13 protein-coding genes and 1 pseudogene are annotated in these 10107 nt (G+C 66.8%); 5 read left to right on the plus strand and 9 right to left on the minus strand.

The features are described from left to right. The 4 genes and pseudogenes from RMP09_RS22045 to RMP09_RS22060 all read right to left on the minus strand — a co-directional run. The coding region (locus RMP09_RS22045; protein WP_310568120.1) for a cbb3-type cytochrome c oxidase subunit I at positions 1-606 on the minus strand (606 nt) is incomplete at its 3' end. Between the two features lie 49 nt (positions 607-655). Then, positions 656-1510: pseudogene (coxB, locus tag RMP09_RS22050) on the minus strand (cytochrome c oxidase subunit II); the annotation flags it as partial. Positions 1511-1632: 122 nt separating this feature from the next. Then, positions 1633-2085, minus strand: coding sequence for a DUF2244 domain-containing protein (locus RMP09_RS22055; protein WP_310568121.1), 453 nt, complete (start codon positions 2083-2085; stop codon positions 1633-1635). Between the two features lie 246 nt (positions 2086-2331). Continuing rightward, positions 2332-3201 (minus strand): biotin synthase, encoded by an 870-nt coding sequence (locus tag RMP09_RS22060; protein WP_409559772.1) that lies wholly within the window; start codon positions 3199-3201, stop codon positions 2332-2334. A gap of 234 nt (positions 3202-3435) precedes the next feature. Here RMP09_RS22060 and RMP09_RS22065 point away from each other — a divergent pair, with 234 nt between their 5' ends. From RMP09_RS22065 to RMP09_RS22075, 3 genes are all read left to right on the plus strand, one after another. Next, complete coding sequence (locus RMP09_RS22065; protein WP_310568123.1) at positions 3436-4023, plus strand: ComF family protein; 588 nt, start codon at positions 3436-3438, stop codon at positions 4021-4023. A 204-nt stretch (positions 4024-4227) separates the two neighbouring features. Then, entirely contained in the window at positions 4228-4701 is a 474-nt protein-coding gene (gene trmL, locus RMP09_RS22070) for a tRNA (uridine(34)/cytosine(34)/5-carboxymethylaminomethyluridine(34)-2'-O)-methyltransferase TrmL (RefSeq protein WP_310568124.1), read from the plus strand. Between the two features lie 148 nt (positions 4702-4849). After that, the gene (locus RMP09_RS22075) at positions 4850-5173 is read left to right on the plus strand and encodes a hypothetical protein (RefSeq protein ID WP_310568125.1); all 324 of its coding nucleotides are present in this window, start codon (positions 4850-4852) and stop codon (positions 5171-5173) included. A 205-nt stretch (positions 5174-5378) separates the two neighbouring features. On the opposite strand, the gene RMP09_RS22080 is transcribed toward RMP09_RS22075, so the two are convergent. The 4 genes from RMP09_RS22080 to pcaF are packed head-to-tail and all read right to left on the minus strand — an operon-like array spanning position 5379 to position 8505. After that, positions 5379-5834, minus strand: coding sequence for a MaoC family dehydratase (locus RMP09_RS22080; RefSeq protein ID WP_310568126.1), 456 nt, complete (start codon positions 5832-5834; stop codon positions 5379-5381). A gap of 57 nt (positions 5835-5891) precedes the next feature. After that, positions 5892-6509, minus strand: coding sequence for a ParA family protein (locus RMP09_RS22085; protein WP_310568127.1), 618 nt, complete (start codon positions 6507-6509; stop codon positions 5892-5894). A gap of 38 nt (positions 6510-6547) precedes the next feature. Continuing rightward, positions 6548-7306: a sulfite exporter TauE/SafE family protein gene (locus tag RMP09_RS22090; RefSeq protein WP_310568128.1), complete on the minus strand. Its 759-nt coding sequence runs from the start codon at positions 7304-7306 to the stop codon at positions 6548-6550. Further along, positions 7303-8505, minus strand: a complete 1203-nt coding sequence (gene pcaF, locus RMP09_RS22095; RefSeq protein WP_310568129.1) for a 3-oxoadipyl-CoA thiolase — start codon at positions 8503-8505, stop codon at positions 7303-7305. The genes RMP09_RS22090 and pcaF overlap by 4 nt, the downstream gene beginning before the upstream one ends. An 86-nt stretch (positions 8506-8591) precedes the next feature. Between pcaF and RMP09_RS22100 the strand changes: the two genes are divergently transcribed. After that, complete coding sequence (locus tag RMP09_RS22100) at positions 8592-9026, plus strand: DUF1841 family protein (RefSeq protein WP_310568130.1); 435 nt, start codon at positions 8592-8594, stop codon at positions 9024-9026. Between the two features lie 52 nt (positions 9027-9078). Here the strand turns inward: RMP09_RS22100 and RMP09_RS22105 are convergent, their stop codons facing one another. Further along, entirely contained in the window at positions 9079-9747 is a 669-nt protein-coding gene (locus RMP09_RS22105; protein ID WP_310568131.1) for a c-type cytochrome, read from the minus strand. Between the two features lie 151 nt (positions 9748-9898). Between RMP09_RS22105 and RMP09_RS22110 the strand changes: the two genes are divergently transcribed. Beyond that, the coding region (locus RMP09_RS22110) for a MoxR family ATPase (RefSeq protein WP_310568132.1) at positions 9899-10107 on the plus strand (209 nt) is incomplete at its 3' end.

Consider the following 10107-nt stretch of genomic DNA (forward strand, 5'->3'; position numbering starts at 1 on the left):
GGTCCAGCAGAACATCGGCATCTTCATCAGCGTCATGCCGGGCGCGCGCATGTTGAGGATGGTGACGATGATGTTGATCGAACCCATGATGGACGATGCGCCCAGGATGTGCATGGCGAAGATGCCGGCGTCCATCGAGGGGCCCATCTGCAGGGTCAGCGGGGCGTACAGCGTCCAGCCGGCGGCAGGGGCGCCACCGGGCATGAAGAACGAGGACACCAGCATCAGCGCGGCCGGGATCATCAGCCAGAAGCTGAAGTTGTTCATGCGGGCAAAAGCCATGTCGGACGCGCCGATCTGCAGCGGAATCATCCAGTTCGCGAAGCCCACGAAGGCCGGCATGATGGCGCCGAACACCATGATCAGGCCGTGCATGGTGGTGAGCTGGTTGAACAGCTCGGGGTTGACCAGCTGCAGGCCGGGCTGGAACAGCTCGGCGCGGATCAGCAGCGCCAGCACACCGCCCACCATGAGCATGGTGAAGGCGAACAGCAGGTACAGGGTACCGATGTCCTTGTGGTTGGTCGCGTAGACCCAGCGACGCCAGCCCGAGGGGGCGTGGTGGTCGTGATCGTGTGCGTCGTGGTGATCGAGAACTGCACTCATCGTTGTTTCCTTGGAGATTCTGAATTCTTCAGTTCACTGCTCACTTGGCAGCGACCACGGCCTTCTGCTGGCTGGCCACCCAGGCGGTGTATTCCTCGGGGGTCACCACCTTCACATGGATCGGCATGTAGGCGTGTTCCTTGCCGCACAGCTCGGCGCACTGACCGTAGAAGTCACCGGTCTTCTCGGCGCGGAACCAGGTGTCGCGCACGAAACCGGGGATCGCATCCTGCTTGACGCCGAAGGCCGGCACCATCCAGGCGTGGATCACGTCGTTGGCGGTGGTGATGATGCGAATCTTCTTGCCCACCGGCACCACCAGCGGGTGGTCCACCTTCAGCAGGTAGTCGTCGGTGGCCGGCGGCTTGCCGCTGTTGGACATTTCACGGTGGCTGTTGTCCAGGGTGGACAGGAAGGCGATGCCCTCGCCCTCGCCCTTGATGTAGTCGTAACCCCACTTCCACTGCATGCCCGTGGCCTTGATGGTCAGGTCGCTGTTGGTGGTGTCTTTTTGAGCCACCAGCACCTTGGTGGCCGGCAGGGCCATGCCGATCACGATGAGCAAAGGCACGATGGTCCAGCCCAGCTCCACCCAGATCGGCTCGGCCAGTTCCTGGGACTTGTGGCCCACCGACTTGCGGTGCTTGAGGATGGAATAGAACATCACCCCGAAGACGACGACGAAGATGACCGTGCAGATGGCCATCATGAACCAGTGCAGCCAGTGCTGCTCTTCGGCGATCTTGGTGGCCGGTGGCGCGAAGTTCAGCTGGTTGACGGCCGGACCGCCGGGCAGATCGTTGACAGCGTGGGCCGCCTCCGTGACCCATACGCCAGCGCCCAGCGCCAGGATCGAGGCCGTCGTGCGCAGCGCTGTCAGTCGGTTTCGCAGGAAATCACCCATCGTCTTTGTCATGCTCACTTTGTTGTGCCTCGAATATAAGTATTGATTTATATCAATCCCAATTAAACAAAAATCCCAAGCTCCACACACTCCGGGAATACCCACGTTCGCACGCGCCCACCTCAGTCCTGCAGCGCGATACGGATTTCCCTGGCCAGCACTGGCCGCAGATCGGCTCGCAAAAAACGCCCGATCCGCACCCTCTGCCCATTGCCGCGGACTTCGATCAACTGATCACATCCGAACGGCGGCTCCACTCGCACCGCATGGCGGGCAAATTCGCACCGCCGCACGCACCCTGCACTCTCCTGCTCAATCACCAGCCGGTCCCGGCTGAAGCTGATGCGCTCCCGGTCGGTGACATGACGGGCATGCACCACAAAAGCCAGCCCCATCGCCACCGACTCGACGACGGCAAACGGCAGCACCAGCGTGGCCCCTTGGGACCAGAAGAACCCGGCCACCACCAGCGACACGCCGCAGCGCAACAGGTACATCGCCATCCACTGCCGCGGCGTGACCGAACAGTTTCGGCGCAGCAACCAGTACACGCCATCGACCGAAGGCGTGGCCAAGCGCAAAGGTTGGTGCACCTGACTCACTGGGGTTCCACCTGGACAGAGCTTCAGCCGACACACCGAAGAGCGCCGACCACGCGGGGCAGCGCCATTCAGATTTGATTTATGTCAATTGTAGCGGTGGAAAACGGGGTGTCTGGCGCGCCCGGCCGACACCAGCCCATGCACCGTTGACACAACGCAACCCGTTCCGTTCAGGCGGGTGCTAAGGGCCTGCGCAGCCGCTTCGACCCGCGGCCGGCATCAGCCGCGCCCGGCGCGCAGCATGGCACGCATCGCATCCACCGACACCGACTGCGTGCCCGTCACCGGCACGCGCGGCACCGGCTTGTAGGCGTGTCCGTAGATGATCTCGAAACTCAGCAGCAGCCGCCCCTGGTCGTCACGGGGCAACCCCGCTTCCAGGGCCTGCAGCAGGCTCGCCCGCCAGGCACGACCGCGCGCCGCAGGGTGGCGGCTCAGACTCAGGTTGCGCCCCAAGCCACGCAATTCGTCCAGCAGCGCCTGCGCCGATGAGTACGACAGGGTGATGCGCTCCATGTCCATCACCGGCTCGGCAAAGCCGCTGTGCACCAGCATGTCGCCCCAGTCGTGCATGTCGGTGAAGGCGTGCGCCGGATCGGGCCAGCCGGCCTGCGCATAGACCGCACGCAGTTCGCGCAGCGTGTCGGGCCCGAGGCAGGAAAACATGAGGAAACCGTTGGTCTGGATCAGACCGTGCCAGCGTTGCAGCAGAGGCTGCGGCTGCGGCTCGTGGTGCAGCACCATGTTGGCCCAGAGCATTGCCACCTGCCCATCCGCGGGCAAAACGGGCGCGGACGGGGCACGGCGCCACGGCAGCGGATTCCAGGACCGGGCAGCGGTTACGCGCGTGGCCTCCAGTGCCGCCGGCAGTTGCTCGGCCATCACATGCCAGGACGCCTGGGGCAGCTGCTCGCGCAGGCGCGCATGGGCCTGCAGCCCCCCCAGCACAGGCTCCCAATGCAGCCAGCTGGACGGCGGTTCACGGAACCATTGCAGGCGCTGGGCCATGCGCGTGGCCACCTCCTCGTGCAACCAGGGGCTTTCGGAGCGCGACAGTTGGCGCCAGCGGCGCGCAGCGGTCGCGTCCATCCCCGGCACGGTGGAGGGGTCGGTGGCGTCGGGATTCACGGTGGCACAGATCGGCGGCTGAGAGGGCGCCAGTATATTGGCCGCATGTTGCGCATGCGTCCGCTCCTGCAAGCATCCCGCCACCTGCCGGGCTGCTGTCAGATCTGCGGGCGCTGGCCCGCCCAGCCGGTGTGTGCGCCCTGCCTGCAACGCTTCGCCGCGCCCCGCTGGCGCTGCCCGTGTTGCGCCGTGCCCATGACCCACGAACGCGCGCTGTGCGGCGCCTGCCTGACCCGGCAGACCCCCACCCCGGTGCACCGTTGTGTGGGGGTGCTGGACTACGGCTACCCATGGGCCGGCCTGATCGCCCGCTGGAAGTTCGGCGCCGACGCCGGCTGGTCCGGCCTCTGGGCCGACGTGATGCTGCGCGACGCGCAGGTGCTGCCCCTGCTGCTCGACAACCGCTTGCTGGTGCCGGTGCCGGTGGCCCCGTCCCGACTGGCCACGCGTGGGTTCAACCAGGCCTGGGAATTGGCCCATGCCTTGTTGCGCCGCACACCCCACCCCCGCCCGCCGGCGCTGGCCGATGCCTTGGTCCGCGTGCGCGACACCCCCGATCAGCACAGCCTGCCACGCGCGCAACGCCTTCAGAACCTGCGCGGGGCCTTCGCAGCGCACCCGCAGCACGGCGCCGCGCTTGCCGGCACACAGGTGCTGCTGGTGGACGATGTGAGCACCACCGGCGCCACGCTGGAGGCCGCCGCACAGGCCCTGCTGGACGGCGGCGCCGCGCGGGTGCAGGCCCTGGTGTTGGCCCGCACGCCGCTGGGCGAACAAGCGTAAGTGCGCCGACATGCCTCCCGTCCGCCACACCCCCAACAGCATTGGGTGTCGCCTGCGTCTGACAGCTGCAAAAAATGCAGCAAACAAAGGCGCTCATGCGCTTCAGCGCGGCTTATCATCGCCGCCGTGCAGGGAGGGACAACAGACCAGATCACTGGCACCCGACAACGCTTGAAGACCTGAACGGACAAGCACGCCGCAACCATGTTCAACATCGTCCTCGTTGCGCCCGAGATCCCGCCCAACACGGGCAACGTGATCCGCCTGAGCGCCAACACGGGTTGCACCTTGCACCTGATCGAGCCGCTGGGCTTCTCGATGGACGACAAGCAGATGCGCCGCGCCGGCCTGGACTACCACGAGTACGCCACGCTGCGCCGCCATGCCGACTGGGCCAGCTTCCTGGCCAGCGAGCAACCCGACCCACAACGCCTGATGGCCATGACCACGCGCGGCAGCACCAGCGTGTACGACCAGCGCTTCCAGCCCGGCGACTGGCTGGTGTTCGGCTCCGAGACACAGGGCTTGCCTGCCGACTTGCGCGAGCAGTTCCCGCTCACTCAGCGCCTGCGCCTGCCCATGATCGAAGGACAGCGCAGCCTCAACCTGTCCAACGCGGTGGCGGTGGTGGTGTTCGAAGCGTGGCGCCAACAGGGTTTTGGAGCCACGCCAGCGTGAAGCCCGTCACCTGGATGCGCTCCATCACCACACAGACATGCGCCACGGGCGCCGGCTTTGTGCGCCAATCTCTTGGGGGTGACCAGGCGCCACAAGGCCGACCACCCCTGCCCCACCTCACGGCCCATCGAGCCGTACGGAGAACACCGTGATCGCCACCTTCGCCCGGTTCATCAAGGGATCGCTCAAGTCGCGCGCCCCTGGGCGGCGCCCTCCCAGCCTCAAGGACCTGCAACCGATCCGCTCGGCCTTGTTGCAGTGCATCACAGACTGCGACAACGTGCCGGCACTCCGCCTGCGCCACAAGATCGGGCAGGCCAAAACGGCACAGGAACTCTGGTTGCTGCGCAACGACGCCTACCAGCTGATTTCCCAGCAGACCAGCCAGGCCGTGGCGGCCGAGCGCATCAACGCGCTCATCACACACTTCGACGGCTGGCTCGAACCCCGTCAGCTCGTGCGCATCAAGTGAAAGTGCCGGTGCCCCCACGCTCCACCGCTGCGCGGGTCGCTGCCCCCCGCGGGGGCTGATCCGGCTGGGGGAGGCCCGGCGCCGTATCGATGGCGCCCCCACGCTCCACCGCTGCGAGGGTCGCTGCCCCCCCATGGGGGCTGATCCGGCTGGGGGCGGCCCGGCGCCGGATCGCTGGCGCGCCCACGCACCGCCGCTGCGTGGGTCAGGGGTAACGCCGCACCAGCGACTCGGCCACGCAGACCGGCTTGCTCACGCCTTCGCGTTCCACCTGGACCTGCCAGGTCATCTGCAGACCCTGCCCCTCAATGGGTTCGGCCGACAGCAGCGTCATGCGCCCGCGCAGACGACTCCCCACCGGCACCGGCGCCGTGAAGCGCACCTTGTTCAGCCCGTAGTTCACCCCCATGCCGGAGCCGCGCACGTCGAACGACGATTCGAAGAACACCGGCAGCAGCGAGAGCGTGAGGAAGCCGTGCGCGATGGGCGCGCCGAAGGGGCCTTGCTTCGCGCGTTCCACGTCCACGTGGATCCACTGGTGGTCGCCGGTGGCCTCGGCAAAACGGTTGACCTGTTCCTGGGTGATGGTGACCCAGTCGCTGACGGCCACTTCCTGGCCCACGCAGGCGGCCAGATCGGCCAGGGTGTCGAAGATTTTCATGCCGCGGACTCTAGCGCCCGGGCCGACCCCAAGGTGTCCGCGTCGGGACAGCGCGCCTCAGCTGCTGAGCCACTTCGTGAGACCCTGCCACTGCTGCAGGTCCTTCTCGACCCGGCTGGGCGCGATGTCGAACAGCGTCAGGCCGCGCGCGGCCAGATGGATGTAGTTCTGCGTGTCGCGCAGGTAGGTCAGCACCGGCAACCCCAGGCCATCGACGAATTCGCGCAGCTTCTCGGCCGCGATGGTGCGCTCGTCCACCCGCATGCCGACGATGCCCACGTCCAGCTGCCCGGCGTGCCGGGTCTCGGCCAGTTCATCCAGAAAAGCACGCGTGGCGTAGATGTCGAAGATGCTGGGTTGCAGCGGCACCAGCACCTTGTCGGCGAGCTTGAGCACGTCTTTGAAGCGCCAGCCGTGCAGGCCGGCGGGCGTGTCCAGCACCACATGCGACACGTCCTTGGGCGGGCGGGCGATGAAGTCGCTGGAGAGTTCCCAGGTCCGGATCGGCCGCGCCGCCGGCGGGCGCAGGCGCATCCAGAGATGCGAGGACTGCTGCCGGTCCGCGTCGCCCAGCATGACCCCATGGCCCTGGCTGGCGAAATACCCCGCCACGTTGGTCGAAAGCGTGGATTTGCCCACGCCGCCCTTGGGATTGGCCACCACCACCACCGGCATTCCGACCTCCTGCTTGAAATGAAAACAACCTGGGGATGTTAGCGCCAGGCATCCCACAGCAGCTTGCTACCGGTGAGGAACATGCCGGTGTAGACCAGCCGGTAGAACAGCACGGGGTTGATGCGGTGCGCGATGCGCACCCCCACCCAGACACCGATCGGCGCAAACGGCAGCAGCGCCAGCGAGGTGGCCATGTTGCGTCCGTCCAGCAGTCCCAGCCAGGCGTAGGGCACCCACTTGCTGAGGTTGATGAAGAAAAAGAAGAACGCCATGGTGCCGGTGAACAGCACCGGCGAGAGCCGGAGCGGGATCACATAGGCGTTGATGGGTGGCCCGCCCGCGTGGGCGATGAAGCTGGTGAAGCCCGAGGTGGCCGTGAGGATCGCGCCCAGCCACCGGGGCGGCGGCGGGCTGTCGGCCTTGGGTGGGAACAGCAGGCGCTGGGCCAAGAACAGCAGCGTGACACCGCCCACCACGCCGGCCACCACCTGTGCATCCAGCACGCGGAACAACAGGGCGCCCAGCACGATGCCGGCCAGGCCGCACGGCAGCAGGAACTTGAGCAGGGCCCGGTCCACGTGCTTGCGAAAGGCGGCCATGCCCAGCAGGTCCATCACCAGCAGCACGGGCATCAGGATGGCGGCCGCCTGCGGCACCGTGACGGCCAGCGCCATCATGGGCACGGCCAGCGAGCCGAAGCCCGCGCCAAAGCCGCTCTTGCTCACCCCCAGCAAGAGCACCGCGGGGATGGCCACCGCGTAGAAAAACGGATCGGTGATCAGGGGCAACGACGTCACACGCGCTCGACGATCAGCGCGATGCCCTGCCCGACACCGATGCACATGGTGCACAGCGCGTAGCGCCCGCCGGTGGCGTGCAGGCGGTTGACCGCAGTCGTGGCCAGGCGGGCGCCGCTGGCACCGAGCGGGTGGCCCAGCGCAATGGCGCCCCCCCAGGCGTTGACGCGCGGGTCGTCGTCCTGCAGGCCCAGCTGGCGCAGCACGGCCAGGCCTTGCGCCGCGAACGCTTCGTTGAGTTCGATCACGTCCAGCTGCGCCAGCGTGAGGCCGGTCAGGGCCAGCACCTTCTGCGTCGCCGGTGCCGGACCCATGCCCATGATGCGCGGGGCCACGCCGGCCGTGGCCATGCCCACGATGCGGGCCTTGGGCGTCAGGCCGTTCTTCGCGGCGGTGGCTTCGTCGGCCAGCAGCAGCGCGCAGGCCCCATCGTTGACGCCGCTGGCGTTGCCGGCCGTCACCGTGCCGTCAGGCCTCACCACGCCCTTGAGCTTGGCCAGCGTTTCCAGGTTGGTCTCGCGCGGGTGTTCGTCGGTGTCGACGATCAGCGCGTCGCCCTTCTTCTGCGGAATGCTCACGGCGCAGATCTCGCGCGCCAGGTGACCCGCCTTGATCGCCGCCACGGCCTTCATCTGGCTGGCCAGGGCCATGCGGTCCTGCGCTTCGCGCTCGATCTTGAAATCGGTCGCCACGTTTTCTGCCGTCTCGGGCATGGAGTCCACGCCGTACTGCGCTTTCATCAGCTTGTTGACGAAGCGCCAGCCGATGGTGGTGTCGTAGACGGCGTTGTGGCGGCTGAAGGCGCTCTCGGCCTTGGGCATGACGAAGGGCGCGCGGCTCATGCTTTCCACACCACCGGCGATCATCAGACCCGCTTCACCGGCCTTGATGGCGCGCGCGGCCGTGCCCACCGCGTCCAGGCCCGAACCGCACAGGCGGTTGATGGTGGCACCCGGCACTTCCAGCGGCAAACCCGCGAGCAGGCTGCTCATGTGGGCCACGTTGCGGTTGTCTTCACCGGCCTGGTTCGCGCAGCCGAACAGCACGTCGGTCACCGCCGCCCAGTCCACCCCGGGGTTGCGCGCCATCAGGGCGCGCAGCGGGATGGCCCCCAGGTCGTCGGTGCGCACCGAACTGAGCGCGCCGCCGTAGCGGCCGAAAGGGGTGCGGATCGCGTCGCAGATGAAGGCCTGCTGCATGGTGTGTCTCCTGTTGTCGAAAGCGGCTGGGCCCGACTGTACCCAAGCGCACCCGATGGGCCGGCCGCTTGCGGGACAATCCCCTCATGTTCAGTCCCTCACAAGCCGATGTGCGCCGCTTCTTCTGCACGGTGTACGACAAACAGCGCCTGCAGCAGCCCATGGAAGCGATCGAGACGCTGGCGGGCCAGTGGATGAGCGAGCACCCCGAATACCAGGCCGACTTCGCCGATGTGGACGCCGCACTGGCGGCCATGGGGCAGCCGGACACAGAGCGGGCCAACCCGTTCCTGCACCTGTCCATGCACCTGTCGATCAGCGAGCAATGCAGCATCGACCAGCCCCCCGGCATCCGCCAGGCGGTGGAGCTGCTGGCGGCGCGCCGCGGCGACCTGCACGCCGCCCACCACGAGGTGATGGAATGCCTGGGCCGCATGATCTGGGAAAGCCAGCGCAGCGGGCGCCCGCCCGACGGGCAGGCGTACATCGAACAGGTCCGGCAACGGGCCACCCGGGACTGAAACAAAAAAGCCGCTCGGTGAGCGGCTTTTTGTTGGGGACGGGAGCAGCGGATCAGCGGAAACGCGACTGCGGCACGGTCCGGAGTTCGGAGTCCAGCGAGCCCAGGTACTGGGCGATCTGGCGCAGCTCGGCCGGCTTGAACTGCTTGGCCATGCCGGCCATGATGGGGTTGCCGCGGCCCACCACGTTGCCACCGTCGACGGTGTAGGCCTTGAGCGCCACGAACAGGTAGTCGGGATGCTGGCCGGCGATCTTGGGGTAGCTCGGGTCGATCGGCTTGCTGAAGTTGGCGCCGTGGCAGGACACGCAAGCGCCCTTTTCCAGCAGGGCCGCCACGGCAGCGCTGGGCGCCTTGGCCGTCTCGGGCACGGGCTGGCCGCCTTGGGCAGAATAGAACGCGGCCAGATCGGCCATGTCCTGCTCGGACAAGGAACCGGCGATGCCACGCATGGAGGGGTGCTTGCGCTCGCCGGCCTTGTAGGCGGTCAGCGCGGCGATGATGTACTTGTCCGACTGGCCCGAAATCATCGGCACCTTGTGGATCTCGGGGAAGCTGTTCTGGTAGCCCGGAATGCCGTGGCAGCCGATGCACATTTCGGCCTTCTTCTTGCCTGCATCAGCACTGCCGGTCGCGCCTTGTGCATGGGCACCGACCGCGGCCACAGAAAAGGTCGCAGCGGCGACAAGGGAACGGAGCATCGTGGGCAACAGTTGGTTCATTTGGCAAGCAGAATGAAGAAGTCGATTGATAAAAATCAACCTGTGATTATATAGACTCAGCTATCACCGGCCACTTATTGATAACCCTGATGCCGCGCTCCGGCACGGGACCACACGCCCGCCACCCTCGACCCAAAACCCCGCCCGCACCATGAAATTCCAAGGCTCACAGAACTACGTCGCCACGCAAGACCTGATGCTGGCCGTCAACGCCGCCATCACGCTCAAGCGCCCCCTGCTGGTCAAGGGCGAGCCGGGCACCGGCAAGACCATGTTGGCCGAGGAAGTGGCGCAGGCACTGGACATGCCGCTGCTGCAGTGGCACATCAAGAGCACCACCAAGGCGCAGCAGGGCCTGTA

The organism is Hydrogenophaga sp., from assembly GCF_031426985.1.
GTDB lineage: Bacteria > Pseudomonadota > Gammaproteobacteria > Burkholderiales > Burkholderiaceae_C > Hydrogenophaga.

What these genes read in the sequence shown, in the direction of transcription:
- RMP09_RS22060 (WP_409559772.1), bottom strand. Translation starts at nt 3,201, where the DNA reads ATGGACGCGACCGCTGCGCGCCGCTGGCGCCAACTGTCGCGCTCCGAA.
- RMP09_RS22065 (WP_310568123.1), top strand. Translation starts at nt 3,436, where the DNA reads ATGACCCACGAACGCGCGCTGTGCGGCGCCTGCCTGACCCGGCAGACC.
- trmL (WP_310568124.1), top strand. Translation starts at nt 4,228, where the DNA reads ATGTTCAACATCGTCCTCGTTGCGCCCGAGATCCCGCCCAACACGGGC.
- RMP09_RS22080 (WP_310568126.1), bottom strand. Translation starts at nt 5,834, where the DNA reads ATGAAAATCTTCGACACCCTGGCCGATCTGGCCGCCTGCGTGGGCCAG.
- RMP09_RS22085 (WP_310568127.1), bottom strand. Translation starts at nt 6,509, where the DNA reads ATGCCGGTGGTGGTGGTGGCCAATCCCAAGGGCGGCGTGGGCAAATCC.
- pcaF (WP_310568129.1), bottom strand. Translation starts at nt 8,505, where the DNA reads ATGCAGCAGGCCTTCATCTGCGACGCGATCCGCACCCCTTTCGGCCGC.
- RMP09_RS22100 (WP_310568130.1), top strand. Translation starts at nt 8,592, where the DNA reads ATGTTCAGTCCCTCACAAGCCGATGTGCGCCGCTTCTTCTGCACGGTG.
- RMP09_RS22105 (WP_310568131.1), bottom strand. Translation starts at nt 9,747, where the DNA reads ATGAACCAACTGTTGCCCACGATGCTCCGTTCCCTTGTCGCCGCTGCG.